The following is a 24686-nucleotide window of genomic DNA, read 5'->3' on the forward strand; positions in this document are numbered from 1 at the left end:
CCTGCACTCAGCGCAGATGCAGCCAGTGCAGGTGGACGCCGTTGTCGCGGTCTTCCGCGCGGAAACCTTCGCGGCCCTCGACCACGATGCCCCACACGCTGCGCAGTTTTTCGCCCTGCGGCTCATCCACCCGCACCTGCTCGCCCAGCGCAATGGCATAGCGGGTTTCGAGCATCATCACCTGGTCGCGTTCCCACACCAGCACGGCGGGGCGGCCGCTGGAAGCGCCCCAGCCCAGGTGGATCTGCACATCCTTGGGGGTATAGGTGCCGCGGTTGTCGAGCTTCCAGTTTTCTGATCGACGCAATAACGCCTGCAGGCGAGGATCGGCCCAATCCACGCGATTACCCTTCACGTGCGGCTTGTGTGCGTTCATGCGTTTGCTACATCCCATCGGGCGATACGACAGCGTCGCGGCGTTTGGCACGGCGACAACAGGACACCGCGCCATCGTCGTGGTCGGATGTCGCGTATGCCCGGTTATCGGCCGTGCGGGGGCGAACTTGAGGCTGGCCCGCCCTGCCTAGCGACGCGTCTTCAGCGGGTGATCGAGGCCGCCGGCGGTGCGCATCATCAGTTGCCGCGCAAACGAAAGATGTCCCGCCACGGGCACCACGCCGTCGCGGATCCAGCGCAGCCACGGCGGCCGTCCATGTACCACGCGCGTCAGCGCGCCGATGCGGCGCACGACGGACTTGTGCACGGCGTGGCGTAGCGAGGCATAGTCGTTCATCCGGCCCATGTCGCCGGCCAGTGCGTCGGCGGCGCAATCGGCATAGACATAGGCGTCCTCGATCCCCAGGTTCATGCCGCGCGCGCCGATCGGCGAATGGATGTGCGCGGCGTCGCCACCCAGCGCCACGCGCCCCACGCCAGCCTGCGATGCCACGCGATGGCTGACGTGGAATTGCGATTCCCACGACACCTGGCCCAGCGTGCCGTAGCGGCGCATGCTCGCCAGCGGATCATGCGTGTTGCCGATCACCCGCCACACGTCGTTGGCGAGCCGCAGCAGGAAGATGAAGCCGTCGCGCTCGAACAGGATGTGCGCGCGATTGGGATCGAACGAGGTCTGCATCGCCACGTCCCACAGCAACCAGGGTTCGGCCAGGCCGCTGCCGGGAAAATCGAGCTTCAGCGCGGCACGCGTGGCGCTGCGCGCGCCATCGGCGCCGAACAGCAGACGGCTGGTGACCTGCTCGGCGCCGCCATCGGCGTGCTGCAGGGTGGCCGTGACTTCGGTGAGGTCTTGCGACAACGCGTGGAAGGTGACGCCGCGCTCCACCGTCACGCCTTGCGCCGCCAGGGCCTTGGCCAGCAGCGCCTCGGTACGCGCCTGCGGCAGCACGGTCATGACCGATCGCGCGTCCTGTGCGGGCGGCAGGTCGAACGCGAGCACATCGTGGCCGTCCTCGTGCAGGGTGGCGCCGCGCACGGGCCATCCTTCGGCGACGATCTGGTCGGCGACACCGGTGCTCTGGAGCATCTCCAGCGTCCGGCTGTTCACCGCCAATGCCTTGGATGTCGTGGCTGCCGCGTGGGCCGTATCGATGATGCGCACGGATACACGCCGATGGGCGAGCAACAATGCTGCGGCCAGCCCCGTGGGACCGGCGCCGACGATAAGCACGTCGGGATGGGTCGATGCCATGCTCGCCTCTCCGAGCCCCTGACACCGGGAGTCTGCCGCCAACGTGCGTGGTCCCAGCGTCAAGAGAGCCCTGCGTGCGCGCATGCGGAAGCGATCAGGACAGCCCTAGCCCATTTGGCACCCCGCCCAGCACTATGGCTTGACGCGCCGGCCAGCCATACTGCGCCGCGAACCCACCGGAGGCTTTCCTATGCGTGCCCCGTTCGTCGCGTTCGTACTTTTTGTGGCGCTGCCCTGCTTCGCCGACACTCCCGCTCCCACCGACTCGCTGGCCACGCCGCCAGCCAATGCGCAGCGCTTTTCCATCGTGTCCACTGCCGGCAAGCACGGCAGCTCGGCGCGCTGGGTGACTGCCGACGGCACGCATATGGGCCGCGAAAGCCTGTTGCTGCGCGGCATGGTGACCGAAGTGGACAGCAGCACGACGCTGGGCCGTGACGGCATGATTGAGCGCGTGGTGATCCGCGGCCACACGCCCAACGGCGATGCCGGCGAGACGTTTGCCGTGCAGTCGGGCACGGCCAGTTGGAAGAGTCCGGTGGACGCGGGTTCCGCGCCGTACAGCGCGCCGGCCGAATACGTCGCCTTTGGCGGTCCCTTCGACCTCAATGCCGACCTGGTCGAAAAATTGCTGGCCGCGCCAGACAAGACGCTCACGCTCCTGCCCGGCGGCAAGGCGCACGCGGAAAAACTCACCGTCGCTACCGTGGGCGATGGCGCCAACAAACAGCAAGTGACCGCTTATGCGGTGACCGGCCTCAGCAACACGCCGGTGCCGGTGTGGGTGGATAAGTCCGGGCACTTCTTCGGCTTCGTCAATGGCCTGACGTGGCTGCCGGAAGGCTATGAATCCGCGCTTCCAGTGCTGGAGAAGGCCCAGACTGCTGCGCTCGCCCAGCACGCCAAGGCCATCGTGCCCAAGCTGCTCAAGACGCCGCCCGGCCCGGTGGCATTCACCAACGTGCGCGCCTTCGTGGACGGCACGCGTTTTGTGGACGGCCAAACGGTGCTGGTGGACAAGGGCGTGATTACCGCCGTGGGCGATGCCGCCTCGATCACCGTGCCCAAGAACGCGCAGGTGATCGACGGCAAGGGCAAGACCCTGGTGCCCGGCCTGTGGGATTCACACCAGCATGTGCCCGATGACGCCAGCGGCCCGATGCTGCTGTCGCTGGGCATCACCTCGGTGCGCGATCCGGGCAACATCAACGAGCAGACGCTCTCGCGCGCCCAGCGTCGCGCCAAGGGTGAATTGCTGGGGCCGCACGTGTATCCGTCGATGCTGATCGACGGCAAGGGCCCGAACACAGCGCAGGTCGCCACCGTGGCGACTTCGCAGGAGGAGGCGATCAAGCTGGCCGACCGCGCCAAGGCCGATGGCTTCAGCGCGATCAAGATCTATGGCACGTTCAACCCGGCCTGGGTGAAGGCGACCGCCGCCGAGGCGCACAAGCAAGGCCTGCACGTGCATGGCCACCTGCCTGCCGGCATGCGTCCGAAGGAAGCCATCGACGATGGCTACGACGAGATCACCCACATCTACTTCGTGATGATGCAGGCGATGCCCGACGAGGTGGTCAAGGCGTCCAATGGCATGGGACGTTTCGAAGGCCCGGGGCGCTATGCGCGCAACGTGGATCTGGACAAGGAGCCGATGAAGTCGCTGATCGCCACCATGGCCCAGCGCCACATCGCCTCCGATCCCACCCTGGTGATCGCCGAAAGCCTGTACGTGCCAGAGAACGGCGATCTCTCGCCTTCGTACGCACCCTACGTCGGCACGCTGCCGCCTGCCGTAGAACGCGGCTTCCGCCAGGGTGGTTTCACGGTGCCCAAGGACCTCACGCGGGCCGACTACCGTGCCAGCTTCGCCAAACTTCAGGCGCTGGTGGGCGCGATGCACAAGGCGGGCGTGCCGATAGTCGCCGGTACCGATGGCACCGGGCTGGAGCTGGTGCGCGAGCTGGAGCTCTACGTGCAGGCCGGCTTCACCAATGCCGAAGCACTCGCCAGCGCCACCGCGGTTACAGCTCATCTGGTGGGCGCCGACGCGCACACCGGCAGCATCCAAAAGGGCAAGAACGCAGACCTGGTCCTGGTCGACGGCAACCCGGCGGAGAATATCGGCGACCTGCGCCATACCGAGGTGGTGATGATGGACGGCAAGCTGATGGACGCCAGCGCGCTGCGCACTGAAGGCGGCATCAGCAAGCGACCCGCCTGGGAGGAATAAGGCCTACCGGCGACCACGTCTGAGGAGCAAGCGCCATGACGCACCTGCTGATCTTCCTGCTGATTTTTGCCGGTGTGTTTGGCTGCGCGCTGCTGGGCATGTATGCGCGCACGCGCTTGCCCAATCATCACCTGGATGAGGATTCGGCCTCGTCCATCAAGCTGGCCGCCGGCCTGATCGCCACCATCGCCGCGCTGGTGCTGGGCTTGCTGATCTCGTCGGCCAAGACCTCGTATGACGCGGTCAACGGCGATCTGCAGCGCAACGCGGTGAATATCCTGCGCCTCGATCGCGCGCTGGCGCAGTACGGACCCGAGGCCCAACCGCTGCGCGAGACGCTCAAGCGCAGCTATACCAACGGGGTGGACTTGCTGGCCTCGGGTGACCGCGCGCGGATCGCGCAGCTCGACAGTCCGCAGATCCTCAGCCACGTCAGCGAATTCCAGCGCCGCGTTGGCGCACTGACCCCCACCACGCCGGCCGAGCAGCAATTGAAGGACCGCGCGCTCGATATTTCCGACGAGGTATTCGCTGCACGCTGGCTGGCGCTGATGCAGAAGAACGGCACCATCCCGATGACGCTGTTGCTGGTGCTGGCCGCATGGCTGTGCGTGATCTTTGGCACGTTCGGGCTGTTCGCCCCGCATAACCACACGGTGCTGTTCTTTTTTCTGATATGTGCCCTGTCGGCTTCCGGGGCGATCTACGTGATCCTGGAAATGGATACGCCGCTGACCGGCGTAGTCAGGGTGTCGGTGGCGCCGATGCGCGAAGCGATCAGCCAGATGGATCGGTAGCGCTCAACGCACCTCGCCCATCACCTCGACGATCCAGTCGATGAACACGCGCAAGCGCAACGGCAACTGCCGCTGCGACTGGTACAGCACGCTGATCGGGAACGATGGCGGCGGCATCGCCGGCAGCAGCTCGATCAGCGTGCCGCTGGCCAGTGCCTCGTCCACCCGATAGCGCGGAAACTGCGCGATGCCGAGCCCTGCCTCGCAGCAGGCGAGGTAAGCCTCGGTACCGCTCACCACAATCGGCGCGGGCAGCGTCACTTCGCGCATGCGCTTGCCCACCATGAATTCCAGTGGCGAGGTGCGGCGCGTGGTGGGGGATGCCCAGTCCACCGCCACGTGTCCGTTTTGCAGATCCGCCAGCGTCTGCGGCATGCCATGACGCTGCACGTAGGCGACGCTTGCCACGGTGGCCTGCGAGAGATTGGCCACGCGCCGGCCGACCATGGTCGAATCGGGCAGATCGCCGGCACGCAGCACGCAGTCCACGCCTTCGCGCACCAGATCGATAAAGCGGTCGCTGGTGCCGATATCCAGCTCGATCTTCGGATAGCGCGCAAGAAATTCCGGCAGCGCCGGAATCAACACCAGGCGCGCCAGCGAGGAGGCCAGGTCGATGCGCAATCGACCCTTGGGCACCGCGGCCGCCTCGCGAAAATCCGCCTCCACCGCATCGAGGTCCGCAAGCAGGCGTACGCAATGGTTGTAATAAACCTCGCCATCGCGGGTGGGCCGCACCTGCCGGGTGGTGCGCTGGAGCAGGTGGGCGCCCACGTGTTCTTCCAGCCGCTTGATGGTGTGGGTCAGGGTGGCGCGCGGCAGGCTGAGGTCATCGGCCGCGCGGGTAAAGCTGCCCATTTCGACGATACGGGTGAAGACCCGCATGGCTTGCAGACGATCCATGGCGATTGTTGACCATTTCGACAACAGACATGGCGATTATTGAGCATTTATCGCCAGACTGTCATGACTAACAATGCATGGCCAGCCTCCCCACCCTCCCAAGGAACGCCCCATGCATATGCGACAGCTCGGCAAGAATGGTCCCTCCGTCTCCGCCCTCGGCCTCGGCTGCATGGGCATGAGCGATTTCTACGGCAGCCAGCGCAACGACGCCGAATCGATCGCCACCATCCACCACGCACTGGAACGTGGCTTCAACTTCCTCGACACCGCCGATGTCTACGGCCCGCACACCAATGAGGTGCTGGTGGGCAAAGCGCTCAAGGATCGCCGCGAGCAGGCCTTCCTCGCCACCAAGTTCGGCATCGTGCGCGATCCCAACGACCCGGCCAAGCGCGGCATCAATGGCCGCCCCGAGTATGTACGTGCCTCCTGCGAAGCCAGCCTCAAGCGACTGGGCGTGGAATACATCGACCTCTACTACCAGCACCGCGTGGACATCGACGTGCCGATCGAGGAAACCGTGGGCGCCATGGCCGAGCTGGTGAAGGCCGGCAAGGTGCGCCATCTGGGTTTGTCCGAAGCCTCCGGCGCCACGCTGGAGCGGGCGGCCAAGGTGCATCCGATCGCGGCGCTGCAGGTGGAATTTTCGCTGTGGACGCGCGATCCGCAGGAGAACGGCATGCTCGAATCCTCGCGCAAGACCGGCACCAGCATCGTGGCGTATTCGCCGCTGGGTCGCGGTTTTCTCACCGGCGCTTTCCGCAGCCCGGAGGATTTCGAAGCTGACGACTACCGCCGCCAGAGCCCGCGTTTCCAGGGCGAAAATTTCTTCCGCAACCTGGAACTGGTGGACAAGGTGAACGCGATTGCCGCCGAGAAGGGCTGCACGCCGGCTCAGCTGGCGCTGGCCTGGGTGCTGGCACAGGGTGAGAATGTGTTCGCCATTCCCGGCACCCGCTATCGCGACCGGCTGGATGAAAACCTGGGTGCGATGGATGTGACGCTCGATGCGGCTGAACTGCGGGCGATCGATGCCGTGTTCCCGCCGGACGTCGCCGCGGGTGCGCGCTACGCCGGGCCGATGATGCAGACGGTGAATCGCTGATTTCGCAGGCTCCTGGCTGGCCTGACAAACGGCCATCCAGTTTCTGACCAAACGGGTAAGACTTCGCTTACATCGAAATCTCGAAGCCTCGGGCAATCTAACCAGGTCGCGGTTTCCACGAACCCCGGCAGCCCGGATCGGTCGCCCCCCTAGAGCCGATCCGTGAGGCCCCCGAAAGGGGGCCTTTTTTTATGGGCCACTCACGGCCACTGCGTGCTTCGCTCACCGGGCGGATCGGCTTGTTCACGCCCATAGGCAACGCTCAGTTGGATGCGGCGTGCCATGCCTCCCGTTCATCGGCATCCAGCTCCAGGGCTACCGCCCGATGTTCCGCCGCCGATTGCATCGCAGCCTCGATCACCGCCATCACCGTGATCGCCTGGCGCGCCGTGACGGGAGCGGGGCCTCGCCCGAGCACTGCGTCGCGGAAGGCCGCGTAATAGCGACTCTGGTCGCCCCGGGGCGTGGTCAGATGCGTGACCTGGCCGTCACCGTCGTACAGCAGCAGATCATCCGGATCGATGCCCCATTCAGCGTTGCCGGGACGCATGCCGGCGATCAGTTGCGCTTCCTGCACGTCGATCTTCGGCTTGACCAGGCTGCCCTGCGTGCCGTGCACGGTGAAGCGCGCACTGCCGCCCGCCACCAGCATGCCCGCGTGCAGGATCACGCGACGCTCGCCGTACTCGAGCACCACATGCGCCCAGTCGGTGACTTCACCGCCATCGCGCTGGGTGGCCAGACTGGCCCATACGCGCTCGGGCAAACCGAACAGCGACAAGGCCTGATCCACCAGATGCGGCCCCAGGTCGTACCACAGGCCGCTGCCCGCGCCCGCCTGCTCGCGCCAGCGTGCACGCACCTGCGGACGAAAGCGGTCGATATGCGATTCGAAATGCGTCACCTCGCCCAGCGTGCCCTGCGCGATCAGCTGCCGCACGCCGAGGAAGTCGCTATCCCAGCGACGATTCTGGAACACCGACAGCACGCGCCCCTGCTGCTGGGCGATGGCGGCCAGGTTGCGGGCCTGCGCCAGATCGAGCGCGAAGGGCTTGTCCACCACCACGTGCTTGCCCGCTTCCAGCGCGGCGCGCGCCAGCGGCGCATGGGTGTCGTTGGGCGAGGCGATCACCACGATGTCCACCTGGGGATCCGCAAGAACTTTTGCGATGTCGGCGATGACGTCCACCTCAGGCAAGTCCGCGCGCACCTTGTTGGCATCGCGCGATACCACCGTGCGCAGCGCCAGGCCGGGCACGCTGCGGATCAGGGGCGCATGGAAGGTCTTGCCGGCAAATCCATAGCCGATCAGCGCCACGTGCAAGGGAGTGGAGGGGTCGTTCATCGTGACTCGGGCGGTACGGGGGAGACCCATGATAGGCCACCGCCGTCGACGATCCGTCGGAAACGGCTTCGCGCCGCGCTAACGTTTTCGCGCGCACCATCCGCAGCGATTCCGCTTGTGCCGAGGATGCCGCCATGTCACTCCGTCCCGTGCTGATCGCCGCCCTGCTCGCGGCCGCTGGTGTGAGCAGCCACGTCGTCGCGCAGGATGCGCCGGCCGCCAATGCGCCGCAGGCCAAGCGCACCATCCTCGACCAGCACGAGCAAAGCGGTGTGCCGGGCACCGAGATCGTGCTTGGCACGGCCGATATTCCTCCCGGCGGCGCGGTGGGCTGGCATATGCACAACGGCGATGAATCGGGTTATGTGCTGAAAGGCAATCTCGTGCTCAAGACGCGCGGCAAACCCGATCAGGTGCTGAAGGCGGGCGATCACTTCTTCAATCCGCGCGGCGCCGTGCACAGTCTTGCGGCGGCACCGGGCAGCGACGGCGGCACAGCGCTATCGACGTGGATCATCGACAAGGGCAAGCCGCTGGCCGAGCCGGTGAAGTGACGCATTACTGCGTTCTCAAGAATACGCGCTGAGTGTGACAACCGCTGCCGCGCGTCATCGCGCCGCACAGCACTTAGGTCACCACTGACAGAAATTCCGCTGAAATTCGCTGCGGAACGAGGCGTTCGTGCGCGTGGCACTTCACGAACAAGTCACCGCCACGATGTTACTCAACCACCCCGTCTGCCCTTGTATCGATAGGGACGGGGTTATGCGCGAAGGCTTGCAACGACGGCCGTGTCATCCGGCGAAGCCCTGCAACAGCGGCGCCCATCGACATCACGCTACATACCCGCCCCCTAAGCTGCTCTTCGCCTGCTTGATGACCGCGCTGTCATCATCCGCCTTCGCGAACTGCGCACTGCAGCCCGATGGCGTCACCGTCATCTGCAATACCAACGCGCCCAATCCCTATACCAGCAGCATCAATGCGATCACGGTGGGCAGCGGCACACTCGTCATTCCGGGCAATGGCGCCAAAGTGATCGTCAATACCGGTGCAGGCATCGCCACCACCGGCGCCGCCGTGCAGGTGAACAACAACAGCTCGGTCACCAATGGCGGCAGCATCAGCACGACCTTCATCAATGCCTATGGCATATGGGCGGGTGATCCCAACAATGCATCGAGCACCACCGTCGGCTTCGGCAACACACTGGAGAACGACGGCACGATCAGGACCACGGGCAGCAATTCGGTCGGCATCTTTGCGCGCACTGCCAATCGTACGGCCGGCAATGTCCTGATCAATCGCGGCAGGATCGATACCTTCGGCTCGATTTCCGGCACCAGCCCACGGTCATCGTCCGCCGGCATTCGCTCAGACAGCGTGGTGGCCAGCACCATCCTCAACTACGGCATCGTGGCGGCCCACGGCGCGTACGCAACGATTGCCAGCGGCAACACCGTGGCAATCGCCGGCAATGGCGTGGAAATGGCGGGCCCCGGCACCTTCACCAACGAAGCCGGCGCCAGCGTGACCAGCGACAACGCTTATGGTTTCTACGGCAACGGTCCCAATGCGAACGGCATCACGGTGATCAATGCGGGCACGCTCAGCGGCAGCCGCGGTGCCATCCTGTTCGGCGCGGGACAGTCCAACAACACGGTGATGCTGGAAGCGGGTTCCACCACCACGGGCTCGATCAACGCAGGCGTGGGCGGCAGCAATAACACGCTGGTGTTCGATGGCTTTAGCTCCACCGCGTTTGCCAACGCCATTCCCAACTGGCAACTGGTGGCGCTGCGCAACAGCGCGAATGTCACGCTATCCGGTGCCAGTTATGCGCTGACCAATCTATCGCTTGACCCGGGTACGACAGCGACTTTCACCGCACCTGCGTTGACCATCGGTGGGCAGATCAATGACAACGGCACGCTCGTGTTCGCCAGCGCGAGCAATCTCAATATCACCGCGCCTATCCAGGGCAGCGGTGCGGTGACGCAGGCGGGCAACGGCACGCTGGTGCTGTCGGGTGCCGGCACATACACGGGGCCAACCACCGTCGCCAGTGGAATATTGCAAGCCGGCGGCGCCAACCTGCTCTCGCCTGCCAGCGCGTTCAACGTCAACAGTGGCGCCACGCTGGATCTGGGTAACGCCAATCAGACCATCGGCAGCCTCGCGGGCGCGGGCGCCGTGAACCTGGGTGTGGGGACACTCACCACGGGCGGTCTGGGAACATCCACGTCCTTTGGCGGCGTGATCGCCGGGGGCGGCGGGCTGGTAAAAACCGGCGCCGGCAGCATGACGCTCACCGGCGCCAACAGCTACACCGGCGGTACCACCATCAGCAGTGGCGCGTTGCAGTTGGGCGATGGCGGCAGCACAGGCAGCATCGTCGGTGACGTGACTGACAACGGCTCGCTGGTGTTCAACCGCAGCGATGTCTCGACCTACGCGGGCACGATTTCCGGCGCTGGATCGGTCACGCAACAAGGCACCGGCACTACCGTGCTCACGGCCAACCATACCTACACCGGCGGCACCACGATCAATGCGGGAACACTGCAACTGGGCGATGGCGGCAGCAGTGGCAGCATCGTTGGCGACGTGGTGGACAATGGCGCCCTCGTATTCAACCGCGGCGACGTGTCGACATACGCGGGCGTGATATCCGGCGCAGGTTCGGTGACGCAGCAAGGCGCCGGAACCACCGTGCTCACTGGCAACAGCACCTATGGCGGCGGCACCACGATCAATGCGGGTGCACTGCAACTGGGCGATGGCGGCACCAGCGGCAGCATCGTCGGCGACGTGGTGGACAACGGTGCCTTGGTGTTCAACCGCAGCGATATCTCGACCTTCGCAGGCGCGATTTCCGGTGCCGGATCGGTAACGCAGCAAGGCACTGGCACCACCGTGCTCACCGCTGGCAACACTTACGCCGGTGGCACCACGATCAGCGCAGGAACGCTGCAACTAGGCGATGGCGGCAGCAGCGGCAGCCTGGTCGGCGACGTCATCGACAACGGCGCGTTGGTGTTCAATCGCAGCGACAACACGACGTTTTCCGGCCTTATTTCCGGTAGCGGCTTGGTGACGCAGCAGGGCACCGGCACTACGGTGCTCACCGCCAACAACAGCTATACCGGCGGCACTACCATCAGTGCCGGCACCTTGCAGCTGGGCAATGGCGGCGCCAGTGGCAGCATCGTCGGCGACGTGACCAACAACGGCGCGCTCGTCTTCAATCGGAACGATGTGTCAACGTTCGCCGGTGCGATCTCCGGCAGCGGCGCGGTGATTCAGCAAGGCACGGGCACTACGGTGCTCACCGGCAACAGCAGCTATACCGGCGGCACCACGATACAAGCAGGCATGCTTCAGCTAGGCAATGGTGGCACCAGCGGAAGCATCGTCGGTGATGTCACGAACAACGGGCGACTGATCATCGATCGCTCAGACACGGCCACCATCCCTGGCGTCATTTCCGGCACCGGCAGCGTGAAGCAGCTCGGCAGCGGCACCACGATCTTCACCGGCGACAACACCTATACCGGCGGCACGGTGATCGCCAACGGAGCCTTGCAACTGGGCAACGGCGGAACGAGTGGCAGCATCGTGGGCGATGTGCAGGATGGCGGCACGCTGGTCTTCAACCGCTCGGACACGGTCACCTTCAACGGCGTCATCAGCGACTGGACGAATACCACGCCCGACCCGATTGGCAGTTTGCAGCAGAACGGCACTGGCACCACCGTGCTTACCGCACTCAATACTTACAGCGGCACGACGTCGGTGAATGCAGGCACGCTGGTGGTGGGCAACGTGCCCAACAGCACCGCAGCGATTGCGGGCGGCGGCGCGGTGCATGTGGCCGGCGGCGCCACGCTGGGCGGCTACGGCATGATCGGCAATTTCGACGGTTCGGGTGGTCCGGTGACCAACGACGGCACGATTGCCGTGGCCGATGCGCTGCCGTTGTTCCAGGGCGGCAGCAAGGGCGACTTTTCGATCAACGGCACGTTGACCAACAACAACCTGATCCAGCTGGCGGGCGCAGGCGTGGGCAACAGCTTGTTCGTCGGCAACCTGGTGGGTCAGGGCAATTCGCGTATCGCGATGAATACCGTGCTGAGCGACGACACATCCAACTCGGATTTGCTGGTCGTCAGCAAAGGCACCACCAGCGGGCATACGGTGCTCAATATCACCAACGTCGGCGGCCTGGGCGCCACCACGCCGGGTAACGGCATTCTGGTGGTGGCCGCCTCCGGGCTGGCGGTCACCACGCCCGATGCTTTCGCGCTCGGCACGTCGCTGGAGGCTGGCCCTTATCAATATGCCTTGTTCAAGGGTGCACGCGATGCGTCGTCGCCCGAATCCTGGTATCTGCGCTCGGAAGATCCCAGTCCTCCCGCCGAGGTGCTCGATGCGCTGGGCATTACGATGCCCGCGCCTGGTACGCCGACGGCGACGCGACCCTATGTGGCGTATTACCGGCCTGAGGTATCGCTGTACACCGCCCTCCCTTCGATGGCGCTCAACTACGGCAGGGCGCTGATAGGCACGTTGCACGAGCGCGTGGGCGAAGAGGAACAGCTGCGCGATCTGTCGGGCGATGGTTTCGGCGCCAGCGGCGTGTGGGCACGCGTGATCGGTCAGGACGGGCAATGGGATGCGAAGAGCGGCGGCATCTATCGCGATGGTCCTTCGTTCGACGACAACATGGTCGCGGTGCAAGCTGGTCTGGATCTTTATCGCGATGAACACGACGACGGCGCACGCGACTTTGCCGGCGTACTCTCGTCGGTCGGCCACGGCCATGGTGGCGTGACCAACTACGACGACACCTCGGCGGGCAACGACCGCTTTGATTCCTATTCCATTGGCGGCTACTGGACGCGCTTTGGCGCGAAGGACTGGTACCTCGATGGCGTCGTTCAAGGCACCTGGTACGACGCCAAGTCATCGAACGAACAGCAGAGTCTTGCCACCCACGGATTTGGCACGACGCTGTCGCTGGAGGGCGGCTACCCGTTCACCTTTGCCAGCGGCTGGTCACTCGAACCGCAGAGCCAGGTGATCTACCAGTCGCTGCATCTCAATAGTGCGAACGATAGCTCGGCGCACGTGCAGTTCCGCGACGCCGATTCACTCGCCGCACGCCTGGGCGGGCGGGCGTCGCGTACCTGGGAGTGGGACCAGACGAGCAAGCCCCGCCTGCTGTCGGGGTGGTTCTTCGCCAACCTCTGGCATGAGTTCAAGTCCGATGCGGTCACCCTGTTCTCCTCGCAGACCGGCAATATCCCGTTCCATTCGGATCTGGGCGGCAGCTGGTGGGAGTTGGGCACCGGCCTGAGCGCGCAGTTGAGCAAGAGCGCGTCGCTGTATGCCACGATCAGCTATGACAAGGGTTTCAACGACGGCGTGAAGGCTGTCAACGGAAACCTGGGCATGCGCATTAACTGGTAGGCGCCTCCGCAGTGAAGCCGTTCAGGCCAGGCCTAAGTCGGCGCTAAGCAAACCGCCACTGCGCATCACCCCTGTGAAACGGAACTGTCAAATGGCGAACCCACGCTAGTGCACTGAATCCAGCCACTACTCGGGCCGCCATGTCTTCCTCTTTCCGTCGGCGCTATCACGCGTCGCAGCTTGTCTTGCGTCCTCTTTCCAGCGCAGTCGCGCTCGCCCTGCTTGCCAGCCTGTCGCTCAGCCTGCCCGCGCGTGCCGCCGATACCGATACGACGGCAGCCAGCACACCGGCGGACGCTTCGCCGTCCAAGCCCAGCGCCAATGCCTTGAGGGCACCGAAGGAACTGGAAGAAGTGGAAGTGCAGGGCTCTTCTGCGACCTCGGCCATCACCCAGGCGCCGACCCAGGCCGACCTCAACATCACCCAGCCGCAGTCGGTGATTGGGCTGGACTGGATCAGCAACCATGTGGCGCCCACGGCCGACTACGCCACGATCGCGGCGATCGCGCCGGGCGTGACCAATGTGAGCACGGCCGGCCCCGGCTTGGGCGAATCCAAGCAGATGACGCTGCGTGGCTTCAATGACAACTCCTTCAACGTCACCTACGACGGCATTCCGTTTGGCGACACCAACGACTTCAGCCATCACACCAGCAGCTACTTCCCGGCCAAGATGATCGGCCAGGTTCTCATTGATCGCGGCCCCGGCAGCGCCAGCACGATTGGCGAGGCGACGTTCGGCGGCACCGTGGCGCTGAGCTCGAAGGACCCGACCGATTCGTTCTCGTTCATTCCCACGCAAAGCTTCGGCAGCTACGACACCTCGCTGACCCGTCTGGAGCTCAACACGGGCAAGCTCGACGATCTCGGTGGCGGCAAGCTGATCGCCAGCGCGCAGTACAGCAGCACTGATACCGCCAAGACCGACGGCGACACCTCGCGCAAGACGGGCTATATCAAATATGTGCAGCCGATCGGCAGCAACACTGAGATCACCTTCCTCAGCAACTACAACTACATCCGCTTCAACAACCCGAACCTCAGCTCGCTGACGTTGCAGCAGATCGACCAGTTGGGCCGCAATTTCGGCCTCAACAACGATCCCACCAGCACCAATTGCGCCTGCTACAACTTCCAGACCAAGCAGACCGACCTGGAATACCTGGGCATCCACAGCCTGCTGTCGGACACCTGGTCGGTGGACAACAAGGTCTATACCTACGCCTACGACAACACCAGCCACGAGAGCCCCTACGTGGGCACCAAGGCATCGCCGACCAACATGGGCGGCTACGTGAAGATCAACAACTACCGCGCCTGGGGCGATGTGTTCCAGCTGGTGCACGCCGACGACCACGGCCAGTTCCGCACCGGCGGCTGGTACGAGTACACCAACAACGAGCGCAGCAGCATCGCCATCGACTACGGCCGCGACGGCGCCATCGATGTGAAGCCGGGCGCGTCGACGTTTGGCACGTTCAACAGCAAGGGCGTGTACAGCGGGCCGTACAAGTACACCATGAAGGACCAGCTGCACACCGGCCAGCTTTACGCCGAGTACGAGTGGTACGCGTACGACGGCCTGAGCATCACGCCGGGCGTGAAGTACTTCAACGTGAGCCGCGACATCGAGGCGCCGATCAACCAGACCAGCAAGACGCCGCTGTACTACAGCCAGAGCTGGGACAAGACGCTGGGTTACCTCACCGCCAACTATCTGTTGCGCGATGACTGGAGCATCTACGCCACCGCAGCGCAGGGCATGCTCACGCCCAACCTCAACGAGTTCTACGTGCCCAATCCGGCGCTCGACAACACCAAGCCCGAGCAGACGATGAACTACCAGTTCGGCACGGTCTACAAGACTGAGCGCTTCAATGCCGACGCCGATGTGTACTTCATCAACTTCAAGAACTACCAGTTCTCCACCACCGTGCCCGGTACCACCGATGCGGTCTACTACCTGGCCAAGGGCGCGTACATCAAGGGTATCGAAGGCGAGCTCACCTATTACGTAGGTTCGGGCACCAGCGTGTTTGCCAACGGTTCGCTGCAGGACGCGACGTTCAAGGGCTCCAAGCTCGATATCCCCAATGTGCCGGACCGCACGGCCGCGCTGGGCGTGATGTATGAGAACGACGGCTTCTTCGCCTCGCTGTACGACAAGTATTCCGGCAGCCAGAAGGCGTACAACTCCAGCTTCAATCCGGACGTGGCCTCCTCGGTGACCTCGACCATCGGCACCGGTGGCTACTGGCAGGCGGCGATGAGCGTGGGCTACGGCCAGAACCTCACCGGTTCGTGGATCAAGAGTTACAAGGTGCGCCTGCAGGTGGACAACTTGTTTGATGCGCACAAACTGGTGATCAACTCGGTGAGCGGCAACGTGGGGTCGTACTACGTGCTGCCGGGGCGCAGCTGGTTCGCCTCCGTGTCGCTGGCGCTGTGACGGGGGAGTTCACGATGAAGTTCAAGCACACCCTCCTTGCCCTGCTGTTGATCGCACCGTCCCTGTCCGCTGCCAAGGACACGCATGCCGACGTCTACCTGAGCACCGCCCAAGTCGACGCGGTGATGTCCGCTCTGCCCCCGCCGAGCGCGCCGGGCAGCGCGGAAGACCAGGCCGATCGCGATGCCACCGATCGCGCCTTCGCCGCGCGCTCTTCCTCTGATTTCGCCCAGGCGAAGCAGGAAGAGAAATTCAACGCATTCGACTTTGCCCCGGTGATCGGCGCGGATTTTCGTGCAGACAAGCTCCCTCACGTGGCCGCGCTGTTCAAGGAAGCCGAACACGAGACCAAGGAAGCCGTCGACCTCTCCAAGAACCACTGGAAGCGCGTGCGCCCCTGTCCGCCGGCGTCGGACTGCGCGATGCATCCCGAAGCGTTGGCGAAGAAGAGCTTCGGCTATCCCAGCGGTCATGCCAGCCGCGCCACGGTGGACGCCATCCTGCTCGCGCAACTGTTTCCGCAGGATGCCGATGCGTTGATGCAGCACGCCCGCGACATCGGCTGGCGCCGCGTGGTGAAGGGCGTGCACACGCTGCAGGACATCTACGCGGGCCGCGAATTCGGCCAGGCACTCGCCACCGACATGCTCGCTTCGCCTGCCTTGCAGCACGATCTCGCGGCCGCCCGCGAGGAATTGCGTGCGGCTGGCCTGGTGCCCACCGCTTCCAAGGCCCCCTAGTACCTGTCCGCGGGCTCCGCATGGCTCGCGGGCAGGTGCGATTGCCCAGGGATGGGCAGCTTTTCCCGGGACGGTAACAAAACGGAAAGACAATCGAACGCTGACCCGGCGGGCCCCATGGCCCGCCGTTCTCGTAGCCGAGGCATGCGATGCACATCATCCTGGTGGAAGACGATCTGGAATTGGGCGCGGCGATTCAGCGCGCACTTGAACGCCTGTCGTACGCGGTGACCTGGATCACCGATGGCGCGCAGGCCATCGGGGCGATGCAGGACCAGACGGCCGACCTGGTGCTGCTCGATCTGGGCCTGCCCGGCAAGGACGGCCTGGACATCCTCACCGAGGCACGCCGCAACGACATACGCACGCCTGTGCTCATCCTCACCGCGCGCGATGCCGTGCAGGCGCGCGTGCATGGCCTCGATGCCGGTGCGGACGACTACCTCACCAAGCCATTCCATCTCGATGAACTGGGCGCGCGCATCCGTTCGCTCACGCGCCGCATGCAAGGCCTGGCCGCCAATCGCATCGAAGCCGGCGCGCTGTGCCTGGATCTGGCCACCCTGGAAGTCACCTTCCGCGGCGACAGGGTGGATCTGACCCGCCGCGAAATGTCGCTGCTGCAGACCTTGATGGAACGCAGCGGCCGCGTCGTCCGCCGCGACACGCTGGAGAGTTCGCTCTACGGCAGCGAGCGCCAGGTGACCGACGGCGCGCTCGATGTGCTCGTGCATTCGCTGCGCCGCAAGCTGAGCTTCGACACGATCCAGAACGTGCGCGCATTTGGCTACATGATTCCGCGGGACCCGCGGTGAAGCCCACCAGCCTGCGCGGTCGCCTGCGCTGGATGATCATCGCGCTGTTGCTGCTGTTCCTGTTGCCGCTGGCGTTCTACAGCTTTCGCCGCACCAGCTCCGAAATGGCCGTGCTGTCCGATGCCCGCCTGGCCGAGGCGGCGCACACCATCGCCACGCTGATCCAGCAAGCCGGCGTCCAGACCTTTGCTGGCCATGAGGGCCTGCTGGTTCCCGTGCAGAAGAAAAGCGTGCTGGCTGCGCAGGGCGAAGTAGCCACGCACGAGTCGGAAGTGGGATTCCAGGTGTTCGACCGGCAAGGCAGGCTGGTGCTGGGCACGATCAACCTGATGACCTTGCCGGCCACCCCGGATGATCGCTCGGCCTACCACGACCTGAAAAAGCAGCACCACGTGTGGCGCGTGTTCAACTACGTCGATCCGAACAGCGCTTATGTGATCCGCGTCGCCGACCGTTACGACAGTCGCGAAGACATCGTGCACACGCTGTGGCTCGATCACGGCCTGCCCTTCCTGTTCGGGCTGCCCGTGCTGGCGCTGCTGGTCGGTTGGGCGGTGGGTCGCGGACTGCGTCCACTGGCCAGCCTCACCACGGCCTTGTCCGAGCGCGAGCCCGGCAGCCGCGCACGCATCGTGTTGCCTGACGCACCGCGCGAACTTCGTCCGGTGCTCAACGCCCTCAACGAGCAGCTCGACCGCCAGGAAGACGCGCTGGAACGCGAGCGCCGCTTCAGCGCCGACGTGGCGCATGAGCTGCGCACACCGCTGGCCTCGATCCAGCTCAACCTGGAAAGCGCCATGGAGACCGTCGATCCCGACGAGATCCAGGACAGTCTCGCCGGCGCCCACGGCAGCGTCGTCACGCTAGGCCGCCGCATCGAACAGCTGCTTGCGCTGGCCAAGCTGGAGGCGGGTGCGGCATCCAGCCCGTTCGAGGCAGTGGACCTGGTCGACCTTGCCGGTGGGGTGGTCCAGGAACTCACGCCCGGCCTGCAGCGCCGTGGCGTTGAATTGGGTTTCGTGCTGCATGACAGCCGCGTGGTCGTGCAAGGCTATGCGCCCGCCCTGGTGGCCTTGCTGCGTAATCTGCTGGAGAACTCGCTGCGCTATGTACCCGCCGGCGGTCGCATCCAGCTTGCGGTAGTGCAGAACCAGCAGGAAGCCACGCTGGAAGTCATCGACAACGGGCCCGGCATCCCGCTCGAGCGACGCCATGCCGTGTTCGCCCGCTTCCATCGCGAAGCCGGCAGCCGCGGCGAAGGCTATGGCCTGGGCCTTTCCATCGTGGCCCGGGCCGCCAGCCTGCACCGCGCCACCATCGAATTGCTCGACTCGCCGTTTGGCCGCGGGTTGCGCGTGCGGGTTTCCATTCCTTTGCTGTGTCCTTGAGCAGCGCGCCAAACGCGCTGTAAGAGCCCGACTAAGCGACCACTAAGCGTGGCTTGACGAATTTCTAGCGATAAGCACAACGGCAGGCAACCGAATCGTGGGCGCCATCGGAATCGCAGGATATTTCAGTAGTCATTAAGCCCCGCAGCCCGAGCATCGACTCCAGTTCAACGGAGGTGTGCCATGAAGAAGTTCGCACTTGCTCAACGCGTAGTGCTTGGCCTGGCGGTGGCGTCCACCGCGATGGTGCCGATGGCTGCATCCGCGCGCGATGGCTGGGGGCACGACAACGGCTATCGCGGGGGCCACGATCGAGGCAACTGGAACCATGATCGAGGCGGCTGGGGCCGCGATCGCGGCGACTGGCATCACGATCGCGGATACCACGGCGGTCACGGCAATGCCGGCAACTGGATCGCGGGCGCCATTGTCGCCGCGACGGTAGCCGGCATCGTGACGCAGGCGGTGGCGCCTGCCCCGACGTACTATCAACCCGCGCCGACGTATTACCAGCAGGCGCCCGTGGTTTACCGCCAGCCTGCCACCGTGGTGTATGAGCAGCCGCAGGAAGGGCAGGTCATCTATGAGCAGCCCAGCGACGGCTACCAGCAGGGCTATCAGCAGGGCTACCAGGACGGGTATTGAGCCCTGAGCTCACGCAGCGACGTTCGAAGAGAGCCCGGCACCCGCCGGGCTCTCTTGCTTTGGCCAGGGCGAACGATACGGCCGATCAGCGCGCGTGACTCTTCTCAAGCAGATCCGCCAGCACGTCGGCGATATCGTGCTGCCGAAACGGCTTGGACAGGCGCGGCAGCTCGGCGACGGTGTCGTCGTTGAGCGACGCGAAGCCGGTAATCATCAACACTGGCAGCGCCGGTCGCAGTTGCACGGCTTCGCTCGCCAGCTGCGTGCCGGACATGCCGGGCATCGCATAATCGGTCACCAGCACGGCCACATCGAGGCCTGCACGCAACAGCGCCAGTGCCTCATGGCCGGACGACGCCTGCCGCACCACGTAGCCTGCATCGCTCAGCATGTCGGCCGTGCCGGAACGCACCAGTTCCTCGTCATCGACGAGCAGGACGTGCGCACCCTGTCCGCGGCGCAGCAGCGATGTCACCGCGGGTGGCGCCGCCTGCTCGTCCACGCCCTGGGTGGATGCGGGCAGCCACAAGGTGGCTGTGGTTCCGCGTCCCGGCGTGCTGGCGAGCGCGAAGTCGCCACCCGATTGGGCGGCCAGGCCATGCACCATCGACAGGCCAAGGCCGGTGCCCTGCCCCTTCGCCTTGGTGGTGAAGAACGGCTCGACGGCGCGCTTGAGCGTGTCCTCATCCATGCCTGCGCCCGTATCGGACACTGAGACGCGGATATAGCGCCCCTCGGCGAGCTTCGCGTGCTGCACGACGTGGTCCAGGTCGACGCTGACGGTGAGCGCGCCACCATCGACCATGGCATCGCGCGCATTCACAGCAAGATTCAACAGCGCCAGCTCGAACTGGTTGGGATCCATGATGGCCAACGGCAGCCCGGCCACGCATTCGATCTTCAACAGCACCTGCGGCCCCAGCGAACGGACCAGCAGATCCTCCATGCCGTTCACCAGCTGGCGCAGATTGACCGGTCGCGCCTGCAGATGTTGTCGACGCGCAAACGCCAGCAGGCGCTGCACCAGGGTGCGCGCGCGCTCGGCGGCCTGCAGCCCCGCGCCGGTGAGGCGGCGGGTGCGTTCGTCGTCCTCATGGATGTGCGCCACCATGTCCAACGCACCCACGATGGGCGTGAGCAGATTGTTGAAGTCGTGCGCCACGCCGCCGGTGAGCTGGCCGATGGTTTCCAGTTTCTGCATCTCGTGCACATGCGCCAGCGCCGCTTCGCGTTGGGCCACCGCCTGCGCCACGCGCTCGGCGAGTTCGCGATTGAGCAGCAGCAGTTCGTCTTCGGCACGCTTGCGGGCGCTGACGTCCTTGAACAGCACGGCCACCTGGCGGCGCTCGGGCGGCTCGATGCGGAAGGCGGCGAGTTCGAGGTAGCGGCCGGTCGCCTCCAGCTCGCGCTCGAAGCGCACGGCTTCGCCAGTGAGCAGCACACGGCGATAGATCTCCACCCATGCCCCGGCCTCATCGGGCACCATGTCGCGCACCTTTTTGCCGACGATGTTGGGAATGCCCGTGTTCACGCTGTATGCGGGGTTGGCCTCAATGTGCACGTAGTCGCTCAACGGTCCATGTGGTCCGTCCAGGAACTCGATGACGCAGAAGCCTTCGTCGATCTCGTTGAACAGTGTCTGGTACTTCGCTTCGCTCAGCGCGAGTTTCTGTTCCGCGCGACGGCGCTCTTCCAGATCGATGAGCACGCCAGGAAACGAAGCGGCCTTGCCGTCGCCACCCTGGTCGACGCGACCATTGGCTTCGACCCAGTAGTAGTTGCCGTCGGCACGGCGCACGCGATATTGGTGCGCATACGGACCGCCGTGCTCGATCGCCTCGGCAATCGCCCGTTCCAGGCGCGGCCGGTCGTCGGGATGGACGGTGGCGAGGACCTGCGCAAGGCTCAGCCCGACGCGCCCCAGTGCAGGATCAAGTCCAAAACTGACCGCGAACTTTTCGTCGACGGTGAGGCGATCATGCGGCAGATCCCACATCCAGGTGCCGATGATCGCGCCAGCCGACAGCGCCAACTGCACGCGGTCGGCATCCTGTCGCTGGCGGGCTTCGGACTCGCGCAACAAGGTCTCGGCGCGTGCGCGTTCGGAGGCCGACCAGGTGCGCTCTGCAACCGAGCGCGCAAACTGCGCATCGTCATCATTCCAGTGGCGCGAAGCCGGATAGGTGACGTGAAAGGCGCCCACGGCGATGTGGTTGCGCGATACGGGAATGTCGAGCCGACAAGGATCGGCCGCCATGTCATCGCCACCCAAGTCTGCGTAACTGACGGCTTCCACCGGCAATTCGCGTTGCAGCAATTCAACTGCCACGGCTTTGGCGCCGTCCGCATCGGCGATCTGGCGCAAGGAGTCTTCCAGCTGCAGCAAGGATGCCTGCCGCCGCGCGCTCACTACCCGGCCGGTGGTCTCCGAGACGATGCACAACACGCCGCCGACCGAGCCGTCCGCTTCGGGCACCGCGGAATAGGAGACATCGAAGTACACCGTTTCACCGTAACCGTGGCGTTCGATATAGAACGGGCGATCGTTCGCCGTGAAGGTACGGCCGGTCGTGCGCACGCCTGTCAGCAAAGGCTCGAGATCGTCCCAAAGCTCCGCCCAGTTTTCCGCACCTGGGCGACCCAATGCGCGCGGGTGCTTGTCGCCGATAGTGGGCGCATACGCATCGTTGTAGAGCGCGACGAACTGCGGCCCCCAGAACAACACGATCTGCGCCTGCGCTGCCAGCAGCATGCCGACCGTGGTGCGCAGGCTCGGGGACCAGGTGTTGGACAAACCCAGCGGCGATTGCGACCAGTCAAGATCCCGCATGGCGGCCCCCAAGCTGCCTGGGCTTGAGGGAGCAAATTCCATCTGCGTGCTGCCGACAACGGGTTCGAGCATAGGACACTTCACTCGGGCCTGTAGTAGAAGAACTGGCGTGCCGCGGCGGGCTTGGAACTTAGTGAAGCCCCATGGCCGCCACCGAGCTCAGGGTTTGCCCAGTCTCATATCGCGTGGAGCGTGTAGGCGCTGACAAAAAAGCCCATTGCTCTACGCAACACCTGCCGCTCACGGCAGGCTGATGATGGCCTTGAGGCCACCCCCTTCCCGGTTGCACAACCGCAGCTGACCGCCGATCGAAGCGATGAGCTGTGCGGCAATGGCCAACCCCAGCCCCGCGCCGCCGGTGTCACGATTGCGTGACGATTCCAGGCGATAGAACGGCTGCAGCACCTGCTCCAATTCGTGCTCGGGAATGCCGGGGCCGTGATCGGCAATGATGACGCTGAATCCACCCGATCCGTCGTCCTGCACCGCGACCTCCGCCGCACCGCCGTACTTGATCGCGTTATCGATCAGGTTGGCCAGCACGCGACGCAAGGCCTGCGGGCGAACGGTGGCGGTGGCAGCCACCTGACCGGTCATCGATACCGGCCGCCCCACATCCTGATAGTCGAACACCAGACTCTCGACGAAGGCGCCCAGGTCCATTCGTACCGGTGTTTCCGAGCCGCCGTGCGCACTGCGCGCATAGGCCACGCCTTCGCGCACCAGATGCTCGAGCTCCTTCAGATCCTCGACAATGCGCTGCTGTTCTGGCGACTCGTCCAACGCTTCCACGCGCAAACGCATGCGGGTGATCGGCGTCTGCAGGTCGTGCGAGATGGCAGCGAGGATGTGCAGGCGCTCTTGCAGATGGCGCGCAATGCGGTCCTGCATGGTGTTGAACGCCTTGGCCGCACGCGCCACTTCGACCGGTCCTTCCTGCGACATGCGCGGGCCGTCAGCGGTGGGCGTCATGGCATCGGCGGCGGCCGCAAGCGTGCTCAGCGGACGCGTGGCAAACCGTACCGCCAGCCACGTGCAGATCAACAGCAGGATCACCTGCAGGATGAAAACGAACGGCAGCCAGCTGGCGACCGGCTTCATGTAAGGCGTGATTTGCAGCGTCAGCGGCGAGCCGTCGTGCAGGGTGAAGTGGACCTGATACCGTTCAGGCGCCGTCGAAATGGTATTGCCGTATACGCGGAAGTCGGGCCCGACCTCCTTGGCGATCATGCTGGTCACGTACGCGGAGCGCTGGTTGGAGAGATGATTGCCGGGCTCGCCTGGACCGAGGATGTAGAAGTAGTTGTCGCGCTCCAGGCGGTTGAGCCAGCGCGGGCGCTCCGCCGCCGGCAGCCGGTCGATCACCGCCACCGAGGTGCCCACGTCGTGTTCCAACGTGTTGAACATCACCGCGGTCGCGCTCTGCATCCGCTCCATATAGAGCAGCGCGAACGACAGGCCCTGCGCCAGCATCAAGCCCGCGAAGATGATCAGGTAGAGCCGCGACGCCATGCTGCGCGGCAGCCAGCGACGCGGCTCGATAACGGTTGCGGCGTTCATGGTTCCTGACCGTTGAGGATCACCGGCATCGAGAACACATAGCCCTCGCTGCGCACGGTCTTGATATAGGTCTGGTCGCGGGCGCCGTCCTGCAGACGTTGGCGCAGGCGGCTCACCAGCAGATCGATCGAACGATCGAACAGCTCCGCGTCCCTGCCCTGGGTGAGGTTGAGCAGCTGGTCGCGCGACAACACGCGTTGCGGATGATCGAGAAACACGCGCAGCAGGCGAAATTCCGCGCCGCTCAGCGACACCACCGTGCCGTCCTCATCAAGCAGATGGCGCGCCGTGGTATCCAGGCGCCAACGTCCGAACGCAATGCTGTCGCTGCTCTCGGTCACGCGCAGGTTGGGTGGCAGCATGCGCGTGCGGCGTATCACCGCCTTGATGCGCGCCAGTAGCTCACGCGGCGAGAATGGCTTGGTGACGTAATCGTCCGCACCCATTTCCAGACCGATGATGCGATCGGTCTCGTCGTCACGCGCCGTGAGCAGCACCACCGGCACATGCTTGTGCTTGCCGCCGCGCAGGGTGCGGCACAGCACCAGGCCATCGTCGCCGGGCATCATGATGTCGAGCACGACCAGGTCGAACGCCGAGGTATCCAGCTGCGCGAACATCTCGCGGCCGTCGGCGGCGCCGGTGGCGCGCAAGCCGTTCTTGCGCAGGTAATCCACGATGCCGGTGCGGATGCCGTGGTCGTCATCGACGACCAGGACCTGGTCGATGTGTTCCATGCTGTCTCCCAT

17 protein-coding genes are annotated in these 24686 nt (G+C 64.9%); 10 read left to right on the top strand and 7 right to left on the bottom strand.

Features of this window, described 5'->3' with window-relative positions; all coding sequences use genetic code 11:
• Window positions 1-7: 7 nt before the first annotated feature.
• Window positions 8-376, bottom strand: a complete 369-nt coding sequence (locus AC1DKY_RS17275; RefSeq protein ID WP_441604870.1) for a hypothetical protein — start codon at window positions 374-376, stop codon at window positions 8-10.
• Window positions 377-523: 147 nt separating this feature from the next.
• The gene (locus tag AC1DKY_RS17280; protein ID WP_441604871.1) at window positions 524-1651 is read right to left on the bottom strand and encodes an FAD-dependent oxidoreductase; all 1128 of its coding nucleotides are present in this window, start codon (window positions 1649-1651) and stop codon (window positions 524-526) included.
• A gap of 190 nt (window positions 1652-1841) precedes the next feature.
• Here AC1DKY_RS17280 and AC1DKY_RS17285 point away from each other — a divergent pair, with 190 nt between their 5' ends.
• Both AC1DKY_RS17285 and AC1DKY_RS17290 read left to right on the top strand, forming a co-directional pair.
• Window positions 1842-3884: an amidohydrolase family protein gene (locus AC1DKY_RS17285; protein ID WP_441604872.1), complete on the top strand. Its 2043-nt coding sequence runs from the start codon at window positions 1842-1844 to the stop codon at window positions 3882-3884.
• 35 nt (window positions 3885-3919) lie between these two features.
• Complete coding sequence (locus AC1DKY_RS17290; protein ID WP_441604873.1) at window positions 3920-4681, top strand: bestrophin-like domain; 762 nt, start codon at window positions 3920-3922, stop codon at window positions 4679-4681.
• A gap of 3 nt (window positions 4682-4684) precedes the next feature.
• On the opposite strand, the gene AC1DKY_RS17295 is transcribed toward AC1DKY_RS17290, so the two are convergent.
• Complete coding sequence (locus AC1DKY_RS17295; protein ID WP_441604874.1) at window positions 4685-5584, bottom strand: LysR family transcriptional regulator; 900 nt, start codon at window positions 5582-5584, stop codon at window positions 4685-4687.
• A gap of 112 nt (window positions 5585-5696) precedes the next feature.
• On the opposite strand from AC1DKY_RS17295, the gene AC1DKY_RS17300 reads away from it, so the two are divergent.
• A complete protein-coding gene (locus AC1DKY_RS17300) occupies window positions 5697-6692 on the top strand; it encodes an aldo/keto reductase (protein ID WP_441604875.1) in 996 nt (331 codons plus the stop codon).
• 262 nt (window positions 6693-6954) lie between these two features.
• Here the strand turns inward: AC1DKY_RS17300 and AC1DKY_RS17305 are convergent, their stop codons facing one another.
• Window positions 6955-8037: an oxidoreductase gene (locus AC1DKY_RS17305; RefSeq protein WP_441604876.1), complete on the bottom strand. Its 1083-nt coding sequence runs from the start codon at window positions 8035-8037 to the stop codon at window positions 6955-6957.
• A gap of 134 nt (window positions 8038-8171) precedes the next feature.
• Between AC1DKY_RS17305 and AC1DKY_RS17310 the strand changes: the two genes are divergently transcribed.
• The 7 genes from AC1DKY_RS17310 (at window position 8172) to AC1DKY_RS17340 (ending at window position 19547) form a co-directional block, all read left to right on the top strand.
• Window positions 8172-8591 carry a cupin domain-containing protein gene (locus AC1DKY_RS17310; protein ID WP_441604877.1) on the top strand — a complete coding sequence of 140 codons (420 nt, stop codon included), beginning with the start codon at window positions 8172-8174 and terminating at the stop codon, window positions 8589-8591.
• 322 nt (window positions 8592-8913) lie between these two features.
• On the top strand, window positions 8914-13509 hold the full coding sequence (locus tag AC1DKY_RS17315) for an autotransporter-associated beta strand repeat-containing protein (protein WP_441604878.1): 4596 nt from the start codon (window positions 8914-8916) through the stop codon (window positions 13507-13509).
• Window positions 13510-13694: 185 nt separating this feature from the next.
• Window positions 13695-15959, top strand: a complete 2265-nt coding sequence (locus AC1DKY_RS17320) for a TonB-dependent receptor (RefSeq protein ID WP_477180021.1) — start codon at window positions 13695-13697, stop codon at window positions 15957-15959.
• Window positions 15960-15973: 14 nt separating this feature from the next.
• Window positions 15974-16699 (top strand): phosphatase PAP2 family protein, encoded by a 726-nt coding sequence (locus AC1DKY_RS17325; RefSeq protein WP_441604880.1) that lies wholly within the window; start codon window positions 15974-15976, stop codon window positions 16697-16699.
• Window positions 16700-16848: 149 nt separating this feature from the next.
• Window positions 16849-17514, top strand: coding sequence for a response regulator (locus tag AC1DKY_RS17330; protein WP_441604881.1), 666 nt, complete (start codon window positions 16849-16851; stop codon window positions 17512-17514).
• Window positions 17511-18902, top strand: a complete 1392-nt coding sequence (locus AC1DKY_RS17335; protein ID WP_441604882.1) for an ATP-binding protein — start codon at window positions 17511-17513, stop codon at window positions 18900-18902. Before AC1DKY_RS17330 ends, AC1DKY_RS17335 begins: the two co-directional genes overlap by 4 nt.
• A gap of 183 nt (window positions 18903-19085) precedes the next feature.
• Window positions 19086-19547 (top strand): hypothetical protein, encoded by a 462-nt coding sequence (locus AC1DKY_RS17340; RefSeq protein ID WP_441604883.1) that lies wholly within the window; start codon window positions 19086-19088, stop codon window positions 19545-19547.
• Window positions 19548-19632: 85 nt separating this feature from the next.
• Here the strand turns inward: AC1DKY_RS17340 and AC1DKY_RS17345 are convergent, their stop codons facing one another.
• The 3 genes from AC1DKY_RS17345 to AC1DKY_RS17355 all read right to left on the bottom strand — a co-directional run bounded on the left by AC1DKY_RS17345 (window position 19633) and on the right by AC1DKY_RS17355 (window position 24674).
• A complete protein-coding gene (locus AC1DKY_RS17345) occupies window positions 19633-22377 on the bottom strand; it encodes an ATP-binding protein (RefSeq protein WP_441604884.1) in 2745 nt (914 codons plus the stop codon).
• 240 nt (window positions 22378-22617) lie between these two features.
• Window positions 22618-23937: a sensor histidine kinase gene (locus AC1DKY_RS17350; protein ID WP_441604885.1), complete on the bottom strand. Its 1320-nt coding sequence runs from the start codon at window positions 23935-23937 to the stop codon at window positions 22618-22620.
• Entirely contained in the window at window positions 23934-24674 is a 741-nt protein-coding gene (locus tag AC1DKY_RS17355; RefSeq protein WP_441611522.1) for a response regulator, read from the bottom strand. Before AC1DKY_RS17355 ends, AC1DKY_RS17350 begins: the two co-directional genes overlap by 4 nt.
• Between the last annotated feature and the right edge of the window lie 12 nt (window positions 24675-24686).

It is taken from the genome of Dyella sp. 01N448, assembly GCF_056399225.1.